The sequence below is a fragment of the Paraburkholderia caffeinilytica genome (genome assembly GCF_046030355.1).
GTDB classification, from domain to species: Bacteria; Pseudomonadota; Gammaproteobacteria; order Burkholderiales; family Burkholderiaceae; genus Paraburkholderia; species Paraburkholderia caffeinilytica_B.
Genome location: NZ_JAQQCQ010000008.1, coordinates 86,315 through 99,222 on the forward strand (window position 1 = coordinate 86,315; position 12,908 = coordinate 99,222).

Consider the following 12,908-nt stretch of genomic DNA (forward strand, 5'->3'; position numbering starts at 1 on the left):
ATGGCAGCGTTTGCCGCCATTACTCGCGAAACGCCGACGGTTGACCGCGCCGCAAACGCGCTTCGAGTGCGTCGAGCGAACGATTCATCGCGTAACCGATGGCGCCGACCACGACCACCGACGCCATCACGAGGTCGAGCTGGAACAACTGCCGGCCGTAGACGATCAGATAACCGAGTCCTTCGGACGATGCGACCAGTTCGACCACTACCAGCGCGAGCCACGCCTTGGTGAACGCGAGCCGCACGCCGGTGGCGAGCGTCGGCACGGCGGCAGGCAGCACGAGATAGACGATCCGTTGCCAGCGGTTGTATTCGAAGACGCGTGCGACTTCATCGAGCGAGGCGGGTGTCTGGCGGAATCCTTGCAGGGTGCTCAACGTCACGGGCACAAGCGCGGCGTGCGCGATCAGGATGTATTTGAGCGGTTCCCCAACACCTACGAGCAGCAGCAGGAACGGCAGCCAGCCGAGTACGGGGATCTGCACGAGCGCATTGAAGCTCGGCAACACGTAGGCTTCGAAAGTGCGCGACAGGCCGAGCGCCGCGCCTAGCACGAAGCCAAGCAGCGTGCCGGCGCCGAAGCCGAACAGCACGCGTTGCAGACTGATCAATGTGTTGCTGGCCAGATCGCCGCTTTTCGCCAGTTCGACGAAGGTGTCGAACACGCGCTCGGGTGGCGGCAGGATCTGCGGGGCGATCCACCCGCGCTCGCAGCCCGTCGCCCACAGGGCGAGCAGTACTGCCGGCAATACCCATGGCGCGAGCCGCCAACCCCATGCACGCAACCGTGCGTTGCGATAGAGCGGCGCGCGCGGGGCCGCGGCAATGTGGCCGAGCTGTTCATGGTCGACCGGGAGTGCGGTTTCGCTCATCGTGATCGCTCCCGTTTTAGCTGAGCGGCTTGCCGGCGGCGTCGTAGCGCGTCCAGTAGTGGTCGAGTTTTTGCGCGCGCAGCGCATTGTCGAGATATTTCGTCTCGAACCAGCTGTCGACCTCGACCGGCTGACGGATCAGTTTGAGTTTCAGCGCATCTGCTGCGACCGCTTTATAGCGCGCGACGATGAACGGATCGATCAACGGCGAATTGCGGTTTTTCAGGCTTTGATTCGCGAACTCGGCTTGCCATGAGGAATAGGGCACGCCGCTTTTGGCCCACAGCTTGAAGAGCGCATCGCGGTTTGCTTCATCTGACGACCATTGCGCGCCCTGGACGAACACGTTGACGACGCGTTGCACGATGTCCGGATGCGCGTGATCGAAGTCGTCGAGCACCAGCAGATGCGATTGACGCGTGAATTGCGGTCCATCGTTCTGCGATTCGTAGACGATTTTTGCGAGCCCCTGGTCGCGCAGCTTGTACAAGTGGTAATCGTTGACCGACGCGTCGATTCCTTTGGACGCGAGCGCGGCGAGGGAGCTGGCGGTGTCGAGATTGATCACGTGCAGGTCGCGCTCGTCGAGTTGATTGGCGGCGAGCGCGTTGTCGGCGACCAGTTGCAGATTGGTGCCGCGAAAAATGGAGACGCGCCGGCCTTTGAGGTCCTTGATCGAGTGCACATCCGAATCGGTGGGGACGGCGACCTTGATGCCGGTGCGTACGCCCGAGGCGAGCAGAAGATGAGTCTTCAGGCCGTTGGCGCGAGCCAGGACAGCGGGCAGATCGCCCTGAAAGGCGAAATCGAGGGACTTGTCGGCGATCGCTTCATTCACTGCGGGGCCGGCGCCTTTGAAGAACAGCCATTCCACCTTGATGCCGTCGGCGGCGAATTCCTTTTCGAGCGACTGCTGCAATTGCACGGTCGCCGCGGGTGAACCACCGAAGGTCGGTGGATCGCCCGTACCTTGCTGCGCGACGCCGATGCGGATCACGGCGGGTTTGTCGGCATAGGCGTGAACCGCGGCAAGCGACAGCGTTACGATGGCAACAAAAGATTTCAACAGACGGAAATAGCGCATGCGGCAATACCGGTCGATGGAAGGGAATGACGTGCAAATGCTCAGGTGGACAAAGAGCTGGCACTACACGTTAGATTCGCCTGCGTGCGAATCCAACCAACGAATGCTGATAAGAAAATCTGCAGGCGTTCGAACCTGCTGCCTGCAGCGGCGCTGCGCACCGAAAGCGTGCAGGCAGTGCGCAATTCCCGATTTGCATAGATAAATTCGTCGTTTTGCCGGCGCGAATCGCCTCGCTACCATGCAACGCTTCAGCCATTCATGCGAACGCGAGATCATGTCCACCGTTGCTTTTCCCTCCACCGTCGCCGACCCGCAAGCGCCTGCCGCTCATGCGGCGTCGCCCACCGTCATCCGCAGTGCGCAAGACGTATCGCGCATCGTCAACGCAGGTGCTGCAAAGGGCAGTAATGCCCGCATCGTGATTGCGATCGCCCTGGGTGGCGTCTTTCTTGATGCTTACGACCTGACGTCGCTCGCTTATGGGATCAAGGACATCGCGCGCCAGTTTTCACTGTCGCCGGTTCAGGTGGGATTCGTCTCGTCGGCGATTACATTCGGCGCGATCCTGGGTGCGCTGTTTGGCGGTTATCTGACCGATCGCATCGGCCGTTATCGTGTGTTTATGGCCGATATGCTGTTCTTCGTGGTCGCGGCGATCGCAGCCGGTCTTGCGCCGAATGCGTGGGTGCTCGGCGGGGCGCGGTTTCTGATGGGCTTCGGCGTCGGCCTCGATCTGCCGGTGGCGATGGCGTTTCTGGCGGAGTTCTCGCGAGTGGCGGGCAAGGGCAACAAGGCCGCCAGCGTCGCGGCCTGGTGCCCCGCATGGTACGCGGCCACGAGCACCTGCTATCTGCTGATTCTCGGGCTGTACGCGATTCTGCCGGAGCATCAGCTTGGCTGGTTATGGCGTCTGACGCTCGCGTTCGGCGCGGTGCCGGCCATCGCGATTATTCTCGTGCGCAGCCGCTATATCAGCGAATCGCCTGTTTGGGCAGCGAATCAGGGCGATCTCGAGGAGGCCGCGCGCATTCTGAAACGCTCATACGGCGTCGACGCCGTGGTTGAACGAAGCGCGACACCGGTCAAGGCGCCGCGCGCGGCATCGTGGCGTAACTATGGCGTGTTGTTCAACGCCACTTATCGGCGTCGCACGATTCTCGCTGCGGTGATCGGCAGTGCCTCGTCGTTCGGTTACAACGCGATCATTTTCGGCCTGCCGGTGATCATCACCAGCTTCTTTCATCAGGGGCCGCTCACGACGATCATCGCGGCGCTCGCGCTGAATCTGGCATTTGCCTTCGTGGGCGGGCTGATCGGCGTGCGCACCGCGCCGACTGTCGGCGCATGGAAGATGACGGTGCTCGGACACGCATTGCAGTTCGCCTCGCTGATCGGGCTCGCGCTCATCGGCAAGCCGGGCAGCGGCGCGCTCGTTGTGGTCGCGATCCTGCTGCTCGGCGGCTACCTGTTCGGACAGGGTTTCGGCCCCGGCTCCCATTCAATGACCTATGCGTCGCTGAGTTACCCGACCTCGCTGCGCGGCATCGGCGTGGGTTTCAACCAGACGCTGGTGCGCTCCGCGTCGACGGTCTCGCTGTTTCTGTTCCCGGTTCTGGCTGCGGCGTTCGGTACGAAGGTCTTCTGGTTGATCGCAATCGCGCCGCTGACTTCGTTGCTCGTTCTACTGGCGATTCGCTGGGAGCCGTCGGGATACGACATCGACGCTGAAGATTACGCGGATTCGGGAAAGACGGCACCGGCTTGATGCATGCGCGCGTTCCGAAACAAATAAGCAAAGCGAAATTTGTTGGTTTGGGTAAGCCTCTGGCGCCGCGATACTTGATTGTCCGATGGCGGCGCCATTCGATTTCGACGCATCCGTCAGCCGTTCAACTCCCTCGCAGATTCCGACACCATGACGCAATCCAATCACCCCGATCAGCCTGCGCTCGACACCTTGCGGCTGATCGGCCCGGCACCCGAGAATTGGGTCCCGCGGCGCGAGGGCATTGACCATAACGTGGTGATTGTCGGCGGTGGCCAAACTGGTGCGGCGTTCGCCTTTGCACTGCGACGCGCCGGCATCGGTCAGGTCAGCGTGATCGACGCCGCCGCCGATGAAGGTCAAGCGGGCGTCTGGTTGAATCGCGCCCGGATGAACAAGCTGCGCACCCCGAAATCGCTGGTGGGTCCCGAAGTGGGTCTGCCGGGGTTGAGCTTTCAGGCGTGGTATGAAGCGCGCTTCGGCGCCGCATCGTACGCGGAGATCGACCGGATTCCTCGCACGCGCTGGGCGGAATATCTCGCGTGGTACCGGCATTTCCTCGAGATTCCGATTCGCTACGGCACGCGGCTTACGCAAATCGAACCTACGGGTGAGCATTTTCGTTTGCATCTGGAAGTACGCGATGGCGCAACGGTGCGCACCGTCGTGGAGACGGCGCGCAAGATCGTCCTCGGCAACGGCGTAGCCGGCAATGGCGGCCCGAACGTTCCTGCCGTGCTGAAGAGCCTTCCGCCGGCCCTTCGTGCCCACACCTCGGAGGCGATCGATTTCGCGGCGCTGCGTGGCAAGTCCGTGGCCGTGATCGGCGGTGCGGCATCGGCATTCGATGCCGCAGGCACGGCGCTTGAAGCCGGCGCAGGGCAAGTGCACCTGTTCGTGCGACGCGAGCGGCTTGCGTCGGTGCCGGTGACCCGCACACGCGCCTATCCCGGCGCGTACGACAACTATTTCCACTTGCCCGACGCGATTCGCTGGTCGCAGGCGCGGCGCTTCCGCGTTGCCGGTTCGACGCCGCCGGTCGACGCGGTGGAGCGCGTCACGCGCTTTCCCAACTTTCATCTGCATCTCGGCGCGCCGTGGACCCATGCGAGCGTCAGAGACGAGCGTGTGGAGACCGAGGTGGCGGGGGAGTCGTTCGCGTTCGATTTTGTCATTGCCGGCACGGGCTACGTCATCGATCCGGCGCTGCGGCCGGAATTGGCGCAGATTGCCGGGTCCATCCGTTTGTGGCGCGATCAGTACTCGCCCGCCGCAGGCGATAGCGATGACGCGCTGGGCGCGCATCCGTATCTCGGCACCGCGCTCGAATACCTCGAGAAGGTCGAGGGCGAAGCGCCTTATCTGAAGCATATCCACGTGTACAACCCGGCGGCGTTTGTCAGCTTCGGCTTGCCGGTCGGCGACGTGCCGAGCATGAAGCGCGACATTCCGGCCGTGGTGCAGCGAATCAGCCGCGATCTGTTTCTCGGCGATCTGGACGCGCATGACGCGCGTATTCATGACGACATCGCTGCCGATTTCGACGAATCGGTCTACGCACAGAGCGTCTGGCAGCGCGACAGGGTCGACGTCGTGTGAAGTGGACCGCGAGCGCGCGCACGTTAACTCAACAGGACAGGAAGCGGGATCTGCTATGTCTACTCAGTTCGATTCGATCGCGACAGGAGCGCCGGCCATCGGCGCGGACGTCGGCGACGTCAACCGCGTTTTCACACGACGGCGCGGACTTTCACGCGGCGTCCTGATTGCGAGCCTCGCAGCCATGGCGTGGTTCGGCAGCGCGGCGCTGACCCAGTGGTGGCCGAGCGCGGACGACTGGCCGTACACGAAAGAATTCATCGCGCTGAAGCTGGTGCTGGCGGTATTCGCTGTTGCGACGGCCGTTGCGGGATGGCGCAATCCGTCCACTCAGGCGGCGACGCCCACGCGTACTCGCGCATGGCTCGCGGCAATGCCATGGCTGCTCGCGCTGGCGCTCGGCGTGAGCGCATGGGAAGTGGTCACGGCGCAACTCGAATGGTTGCCGCGGCCGTTCTTCGCCCCTCCCCAGGCGTTGATCGGCGTCTACGCCGACGATTACCCTCGACTGGGTTCGAGCGTCGTGCATTCGTTTGGACTACTCGCCTATGGCTACGTATTGGGCGCGGCGGCGGGCTTCGTGACGGGCGTGAGCATCGGCTGGTCGCAGGCCGTGAGCTACTGGGTCCATCCGGTCCTCCGCTTGATTGGACCGCTACCGGCTACCGCGTGGTTGCCGCTGGCGTTCTTCTTCTTTCCATCGAGCTTTAGCGCAAGCGTGTTCCTGATCGCGCTGGCGACCGCTTTCCCGGTTGCTGTGTTGACATGGTCGGGGGTGGCCGGCGTCAACTCGGCTTATTACGACATCGCGCGCACGCTCGGCGCGAGACCCGCTTTTCTGATTCTGCGCGTCGCCATTCCGGCGGCGCTGCCGTCGGTCTTCGTCGGCCTGTTCATGGGACTCGGCGCCTCGTTTTCGGTGCTGATCGTCGCGGAGATGATGGGCGTGAAAGCCGGACTCGGCTGGTATCTGCAATGGGCCCAGGGCTGGGCGGCGTATTCGAATATGTATGCCGCGCTGCTCGTGATGGCGCTGATGTGCTCCGGTCTGATCACGTTGCTGTTCCGTGTGCGTGACCGCTTGCTGGCCTGGCAAAAGGGATTGCTCAAATGGTAGCCGTACCCGAAGTGTTGAATCAGACGGCCGGGGCTGCGCCGGTCCGCGACGGCGCGCGCATTGATGTGCGCCACGTCAGCCATCAATTCGCGCTGCGTGGCGCCGCGTTGCCGGTGCTGCAGGACGTCAGCTTCACGGTCGAGCCGGGCGAGTTCGTCGCGTTGCTTGGCCCGAGTGGTTGCGGCAAGTCCACCTTGCTGCGGCTGGTCGCTGGACTCGATACGCCGACGCAGGGCAGCGTGCAGGCAGACGGCGCGGCGATCGCCGGTCCTGATCCGTCGCGCGTGGTGGTGTTCCAGGATCCGACCTTGTACCCGTGGCGCACGGTGCGCGGCAACGTCGGGATCGGTCCGCAGGCGCAGCGCAAACGCTTCGCGCGGCGCAGCGGTCCGCAAGAGGACCAGGTGCAGCAACGGATCGACGCCGCCCTGGAGCTGGTCGGGCTGAGTGAATTCGCCGAAGCGTTTCCGCATCAACTGTCAGGTGGTATGGCGCAGCGCGTGGCGCTGGCCCGCGCGCTCGTCAACGATCCGGCGCTGCTGGTGCTGGACGAACCATTCGGCAAGCTCGATTCCCTCACACGCATTCGCATGCAGGGCGAACTCGCACGGCTCTGGCGGGACGCCCGCTTTTCCGTGCTGCTGGTGACGCATGACGTCGAAGAGGCGCTGTTACTCGCCGATCGCGTGATCGTTTTCAGCGAGCGGCCGGCGCGCGTGGTCGCCGAGGTGCACAACGACGCACCGTATCCGCGCCATCGCGACGATCCGAAACTGGTGGCGCTGCGCCGTGAGGTGCTTGCCCAACTCGGACTCGACACCTGAACAACGAATAAAACAATCGATAACGACCAGGAACCGTCAACCATGAACCCCTACGATGAATCTCTGCTGAGTCCTGCCCGCCGCGCATGGTTGCGCAAGACGGCCTGGACAGCGGGCGCCGCGGCGCTCGGCGGCGCGTCGCTGATGCCGGGAACGTTCGCGTTCGCTCAAACGCCGCAGGCTCCGCTCAAGCCGCTCAAGCTTTCCTGGAACGCGGGCGCGATCTGTACCGCGCCTGTCGCCGTGGCAGTGAAGCAGGGCTTTTTCGAGCGGCACGGGTTGCAGGTGGAACTCGTGAATTTTTCGGGCTCGACCGACCAGTTGCTCGAGGCCATCGCGACGGGCAAGTCCGATGCGGGTGTCGGCATGGCGCTGCGCTGGATCAAGCCGCTGGAACAGGGCTTCGACGTGAAACTGACGGCCGGGATTCACGGCGGTTGCATGCGTTTGCTGGCCACGCGCGCGTCGGGCATTGTCGACGTGGCGGGGCTGAAGGGCCGCACGATCGGCGTCAGCGATATGGCGAGCCCGACCAAGAATTTCTTCGCTATCGTGCTGAAGAAGATCGGCGTCGATCCGGAGCGCGATGTGAACTGGCGTCAATATCCGGCGAACCTGCTGGGCGAAGCGCTGAAGAAAGGCGAAGTGCAGGCGATCGCGGATGGCGACCCGACCATCTGGACGATTCGCGAATCCGACCATCTGTATGAAGTGTCGAACAATCTGTGCGGCGAATATCAGACGCGTTCGTGCTGTGTGCTCGGCGTACGCGGTTCGCTGGTGCGAAAGGACCGCGCCACCGCGCAGGCGCTGACGCAGGCGTTGCTCGAAGCGACCGAATGGACCGCGAATCATCCTGCCGATGCGGCTGCGATTTTCTCGGTCTATACGCCGTCCGCCGATGTGGGACAACTGACGGCGATGCTCAAGAGCCATACCGATCGCCATCATCCTGTCGGCGACGCGTTCAAGAAGGAGATCTCGCTTTATGCCGACGACCTGAAGGCGGTCGGCGTGCTCAACAGCGGGACCGATTCCAATCACCTCGCGGACCGGGTGTTCTCGAACGTACTGGCTTGATGGCGAGCAATGTTGGTCGGCTATGCGGTTTGCGTCGATCGATAGTCGAATTTATCGTTTGGCCGCGACGGCAGGCGTCGTTACGCTAATCGGCTTGTCCATGATGCGCCGACGCCATGATGAATTCGCACAACTCGCCGCACAACTCACCGCCGTCGCGCGGCCGCCGTCGACTGCTTGGCCGTCTGGCTGCCGGCGGTCTCGCTGTTTCGCACGCCGCGGCAGCAAGCGAATTGCTTCGGCCGCTCGAGGTCGCGCCTGCGAGCCGCGTGCCCGGCGCGCCTATCCTCGAGCATCCGTATGGCGTGCCGTCGCCGCACGAGGCGAGTGTGGTGCGTCGAAGTGCGCGCGCGTGGCCGTTACCGGGCGCGGCTTCGTCCATGACGCCGCTCGCTGATCTGCACGGTACGCTCACGCCCAACGGTCTGGTCTACGAACGTCATCACGGCGGCGTGCCTGACATCGATCCTGATCAGCATCGGCTGGCCATTCACGGCCTCGTGCGCACGCCAAAACTGTTCACGATGGACGACCTGCTGCGTCTGCCGTCCGAATCGCGCATCCATTTTCTCGAATGCTCCGGCAATACCGGCAACGAATGGAACGGACCGAGCGGTATGCCGGTGCAACTGACGCATGGTCTGCTGTCGTGCTGCGAATGGACTGGTGTGCGTCTGTCGACCTTGTTGGAGGAGGTGGGCGGTGTGACGGCGTCCGGCAATGCAACGGGCGGCGGCTGGCTGCTGGCGGAAGGCGCGGACGCCGCCGCGATGACACGCAGCTTGCCGCTCGACCGGATACTCGATCGCGCGCTCGTCGTGTACGCACAAAATGGTGAACGCTTGCGCCCTGAGAACGGTTATCCGTTGCGGTTGATCGTTCCTGGCTTCGAGGGCAATACGAACGTCAAGTGGTTGCGCCGGCTGAAGGTGGTCGATGCGCCGTTGCAAACGCGCGAGGAAACGTCGAAGTACACCAGCCTGCTCGCAAATGGCACCGCCCGTCAGTTTGCGTTCGAGATGGACGCCAAGTCGGTGATTACGCGGCCGTCGCCGGGACATCGCCTCACCACGCAGGGCTATTACCCGATTACCGGTCTGGCGTGGTCCGGGCGCGGGACGATCCGCAAGGTGGAGGTGTCGACCGACGGCGGCGCGACGTGGCGCCTCGCGCGTCTGGACGGCGCGGTCCTCGATCGTGCGCTGACGCGCTTTCAGGCGGATTGGCGCTGGGACGGCGGCGCTGCCGCGATTCTCTCGCGCGCCACCGATTCGACCGGTTACGTGCAGCCCACGCGTGCCGACCTCGTCGCCGCGCGTGGCCTGAATTCGCAATACCACTACAACGCGATCCAGCAATGGCGAGTCGATGCTAGCGGCGAGGTGCGCAATGCGTGATGGCCGCTCAGCGCGCACGCCGGCGCGAGTCGTGTTGGCCGCGCTGATCTCGCTCGCGTCGCTGGCATCCTGTTCGTCGATCGCGCCGGGCGTACAGAATGCGGGACTAGTCGGCGATATCGGCACGCCGCTGACGGATCAGGACCTCGCCGCCTGGAACATCGACGTCGCGCCGGACGGCCGAGGCCTGCCTGCGGGCAGCGGCGACGTCGCCACCGGGGCGCACGTGTTCGCCACGAAATGCGCGGCGTGCCATGGCGCGCAGGGGGAAGGGGGGCTTGGCGATCCGCTGGTCGGTGGGCAGGGCACGCTAACCAGCGCGAAGCCGAAGCGCACCGTGGGCAGCTACTGGCCCTATGCGACGACGCTGTTCGACTATATTCGCCGCGCGATGCCTTACAACGCGTCCGAATCGCTTTCCGCCGACGAGGTGTACGCGGTCAGCGCATTCCTGCTCAACCGTAACGGCATCGTGCCGGCGGATACGCGGCTCGATGCCGCCTCGCTGCCGCGAGTGGCGATGCCCAATCGCGACGGCTTCGTGGCCGATCCGCGGCCGGGGCGGCTATGAGGCGCGGGCGCCGATCGGCTGGCGCGGGACTGGGCCTGAAGCGACGTTAACCGGAAATGGCAGGCTCATGCAGTCGCTTCATGCAGGCGCTTCAGGCAGCGGGCGCAGCAGGCGCATTCGGCGTGTATTTCCGCAGTCGCTGGGAAATCAGATGCGAAGGCTTTTCGATCATCCGATAGAACGCGTAGCTAATGGCGAAGGCCAACGCCACCTGGACGAACCAGGCGAATCGGGATGTCTCGTCGAAGCGGGTCATTTCCAGCAGTGAGAGCGCCATCTTGTGGCAAAGATAGAGGCTATAGGACCACGCGCCGAACGTCGCCAGCCTGGACCAAACGCCGCTTCTGGAGGGCGTGGCCGTTTCCGCCGCGATCCAGACTGCTGCCAGGAACTGGAATAGCGGCAGCGTGATATCGGGCGTAATCAACGGCACGATGGCGGGCTTGAGATTCGATTCGGATAGCAAAATCATAATGGCCGCTCCGGCCGCGACCACCACAACTCTTAGCACAATCAGATGATTCGCGAGGAAACGCGTGCTCTGGTCAAGGCCGCGCTTGATCATCAGCGTGAGCGGCGAATACGCGCCACGAACGTGGAATTGCTCCGCGTTGCGCTGGGTCTCCGCGATCAGGCAGCCGAAAATCCAGCCGGCCGCATACAGTAAAGCCGTACCCGGAACGCCGTACGTTTCAATCACGCAGCCGTGACAAACCGGATGCCCGATCAGACGAACCACGGCCACCATCCCGCCGGCCGCAACCGCGCAACCCACGATCATTTCGCCGATGTAGCGAAAGCGGGCACGCAGGATCGGATAGGCAGCGTAATACACCATCTCGCAGTAGAGCGACCACAGCACGGACTCCAGATAATTTTGCCCCGTCGGCAAAGGTTGGACGAGGCACAGCAGGATGACCAGCGGCAAGCCAATGCGGATGAATCGGGACGCGTAATAGTTGATCGGCTTGAGCGTCACATCCTTTTGATAGGCGTTGTGGATGCAATAACCGGAAATGACAAAGAATACGATGACGGCGGCGGGGCCCGCGAACAGCGCTGTCGAACCCGACCACAATGCGCCGCCGAGGAATGCGAGTGGGTGAGGCAGAAGTTCTTTGAACGCGGGGGGCTTGAAGTGATACATCAGGACCCAGACAGCCGCGAGGAATCGAATCGCGTCGATCTTGAGCGACTTGTTCAGATTCGCGGACGTTGACAGATTCAAGGCGAGCGCCATTTTTTGCCCCTTCTTCTATTCAGGCTGCGGCGATCTTACGTCCGTCCTGAACGACAAAATTCAAAAAAAATGGGGAAATAAATGTCTCTCCTGGCGCTCACGGGATGCCATGGCGAACGGTTGTTTTTGCCGGCCTCAGAGGTGGGTGACAGTCGGTCTTTGCGGCTCTGGAACGGGTTTGGGCGCATATGGATTGATGCCGGCACAATTCAACGCTAGGCTCTGTCGAAACGGAACCCGAATTCGAAACATAAGGATCCAATGAATCCATCGGAAAGCATTGACCAGCTCATCGCGGGCATCACGGACTGGCGCGGCAAAACGTTCGCCAGTATCCGCAAAACCATCCTTGAAGCCGACCCGGAGATCATCGAGGAATGGAAGTGGATGGGAAGCCCGGTGTGGTCCCGCGACGGAATGATCGCGGTCGCCAACGCTCATAAAGGGAAGGTGAAACTGACCTTTGCGCACGGGGCGCACCTTGCGGATCCCGACAAGCTCTTCAACGCGGGCCTCGAAGGCAACGCGAGACGGGCGATCGATTTTCTCGAAGGGGACAAACTGAATGGACCCGCTTTAAAGAAGCTCGTGCGGGCCGCTATCGAATACAACCAGACCAAATTGAAGAAAAATGCGCCTGCGAGTACTCGGGCAAAAGCACGTAAAGATAAAGAGACGTGAAGCGCTATCTGGGGGAAGCACCTGGTGCGATTAAGGTACTTGGAATAAATACGGTTTTCAGCGCGCCAGCAGTGAAACAGTTGCGATACCCAGAATAGTCATGAGGAGCGAAGCCGCCACGTGAATGACGATCTCGCCGGCCGCCCAGCCGAGCCGGCCGTCCTGCAGGCGCTGCACGACTTCCGCTGAGAACGTCGAGAAGGTCGACAGGCCGCCCATCAAGCCCGTGATGATGAAGAGCCGCCATTCGGGCGCGATCTGCGGCGCCCGCGCAAATCCCGCAACCGCGACGCCGATGACGTAGCCGGCAATCACGTTGGCGGCGAGCGTGCCGAGCGGCAAACCCGTGAACAGGCCGTTCAGACGGATACCGAGAAACCAGCGGAATAGTGAGCCAAGCGCGCCGCCAATGCCAACCGCGAGAATGGACAAATACATGCGAAGGTACTCTGGCGAAGCCAACAGGTCGACAAACCGGACTCTGGCGGGGGCGTGATGCCGCGTCCGCGGTCGTCCGGGCGAAGCAGGCATCATCAGCCATCGAGGGCGGTTAATGGAGAATGCCATCTCCAGCGCGCCAGTCTAGCATCGGCAGGGCATTGGGGCCAGGTGAGGGGCCAAGTGAGCGCAACCGCGGCATGCGCGCCGCTGGCCGGCCCGGATTGGCGGGGTT

General features: G+C 62.9%; 12 protein-coding genes and 1 riboswitch. Of the genes, 8 read left to right on the plus strand and 4 right to left on the minus strand.

Annotated features, from left to right (window positions below; translation table 11 throughout):
• Positions 1 to 19: 19 nt before the first annotated feature.
• Together PQQ95_RS14505 and PQQ95_RS14510 are read right to left on the minus strand one after the other, a co-directional pair.
• Entirely contained in the window at positions 20 to 874 is an 855-nt protein-coding gene (locus PQQ95_RS14505; protein ID WP_408438076.1) for an ABC transporter permease, read from the minus strand.
• Positions 875 to 890: 16 nt separating this feature from the next.
• Positions 891 to 1,958, minus strand: a complete 1,068-nt coding sequence (locus PQQ95_RS14510) for an ABC transporter substrate-binding protein (RefSeq protein WP_408438077.1) — start codon at positions 1,956 to 1,958, stop codon at positions 891 to 893.
• A 277-nt stretch (positions 1,959 to 2,235) separates the two neighbouring features.
• On the opposite strand from PQQ95_RS14510, the gene PQQ95_RS14515 reads away from it, so the two are divergent.
• The 7 genes from PQQ95_RS14515 to PQQ95_RS14545 all read left to right on the plus strand — a co-directional run bounded on the left by PQQ95_RS14515 (position 2,236) and on the right by PQQ95_RS14545 (position 10,314).
• The gene (locus PQQ95_RS14515) at positions 2,236 to 3,726 is read left to right on the plus strand and encodes an MFS transporter (RefSeq protein WP_408438078.1); all 1,491 of its coding nucleotides are present in this window, start codon (positions 2,236 to 2,238) and stop codon (positions 3,724 to 3,726) included.
• 150 nt (positions 3,727 to 3,876) lie between these two features.
• On the plus strand, positions 3,877 to 5,325 hold the full coding sequence (locus tag PQQ95_RS14520) for a SidA/IucD/PvdA family monooxygenase (protein ID WP_408438079.1): 1,449 nt from the start codon (positions 3,877 to 3,879) through the stop codon (positions 5,323 to 5,325).
• A 55-nt stretch (positions 5,326 to 5,380) separates the two neighbouring features.
• Positions 5,381 to 6,442 carry an ABC transporter permease gene (locus tag PQQ95_RS14525; protein ID WP_408438080.1) on the plus strand — a complete coding sequence of 354 codons (1,062 nt, stop codon included), beginning with the start codon at positions 5,381 to 5,383 and terminating at the stop codon, positions 6,440 to 6,442.
• Positions 6,436 to 7,266, plus strand: coding sequence for an ABC transporter ATP-binding protein (locus PQQ95_RS14530; RefSeq protein ID WP_408438081.1), 831 nt, complete (start codon positions 6,436 to 6,438; stop codon positions 7,264 to 7,266). The genes PQQ95_RS14525 and PQQ95_RS14530 overlap by 7 nt, the downstream gene beginning before the upstream one ends.
• A 42-nt stretch (positions 7,267 to 7,308) precedes the next feature.
• A complete protein-coding gene (locus PQQ95_RS14535; RefSeq protein ID WP_408438082.1) occupies positions 7,309 to 8,346 on the plus strand; it encodes an ABC transporter substrate-binding protein in 1,038 nt (345 codons plus the stop codon).
• A gap of 116 nt (positions 8,347 to 8,462) precedes the next feature.
• Positions 8,463 to 9,743, plus strand: coding sequence for a sulfite dehydrogenase (gene soxC, locus PQQ95_RS14540; RefSeq protein WP_408438083.1), 1,281 nt, complete (start codon positions 8,463 to 8,465; stop codon positions 9,741 to 9,743).
• The gene (locus PQQ95_RS14545) at positions 9,736 to 10,314 is read left to right on the plus strand and encodes a c-type cytochrome (protein ID WP_408438084.1); all 579 of its coding nucleotides are present in this window, start codon (positions 9,736 to 9,738) and stop codon (positions 10,312 to 10,314) included. The genes soxC and PQQ95_RS14545 overlap by 8 nt, the downstream gene beginning before the upstream one ends.
• Positions 10,315 to 10,405: 91 nt before the next feature.
• On the opposite strand, the gene PQQ95_RS14550 is transcribed toward PQQ95_RS14545, so the two are convergent.
• The gene (locus PQQ95_RS14550) at positions 10,406 to 11,554 is read right to left on the minus strand and encodes an acyltransferase family protein (RefSeq protein WP_408438085.1); all 1,149 of its coding nucleotides are present in this window, start codon (positions 11,552 to 11,554) and stop codon (positions 10,406 to 10,408) included.
• Positions 11,555 to 11,815: 261 nt separating this feature from the next.
• On the opposite strand from PQQ95_RS14550, the gene PQQ95_RS14555 reads away from it, so the two are divergent.
• Positions 11,816 to 12,235 carry a DUF1801 domain-containing protein gene (locus PQQ95_RS14555; RefSeq protein ID WP_408438086.1) on the plus strand — a complete coding sequence of 140 codons (420 nt, stop codon included), beginning with the start codon at positions 11,816 to 11,818 and terminating at the stop codon, positions 12,233 to 12,235.
• Positions 12,236 to 12,292: 57 nt separating this feature from the next.
• On the opposite strand, the gene crcB is transcribed toward PQQ95_RS14555, so the two are convergent.
• Complete coding sequence (crcB, locus tag PQQ95_RS14560) at positions 12,293 to 12,673, minus strand: fluoride efflux transporter CrcB (RefSeq protein WP_408438087.1); 381 nt, start codon at positions 12,671 to 12,673, stop codon at positions 12,293 to 12,295.
• A 79-nt stretch (positions 12,674 to 12,752) separates the two neighbouring features.
• Positions 12,753 to 12,815, minus strand: a riboswitch (Fluoride riboswitch).
• Between the last annotated feature and the right edge of the window lie 93 nt (positions 12,816 to 12,908).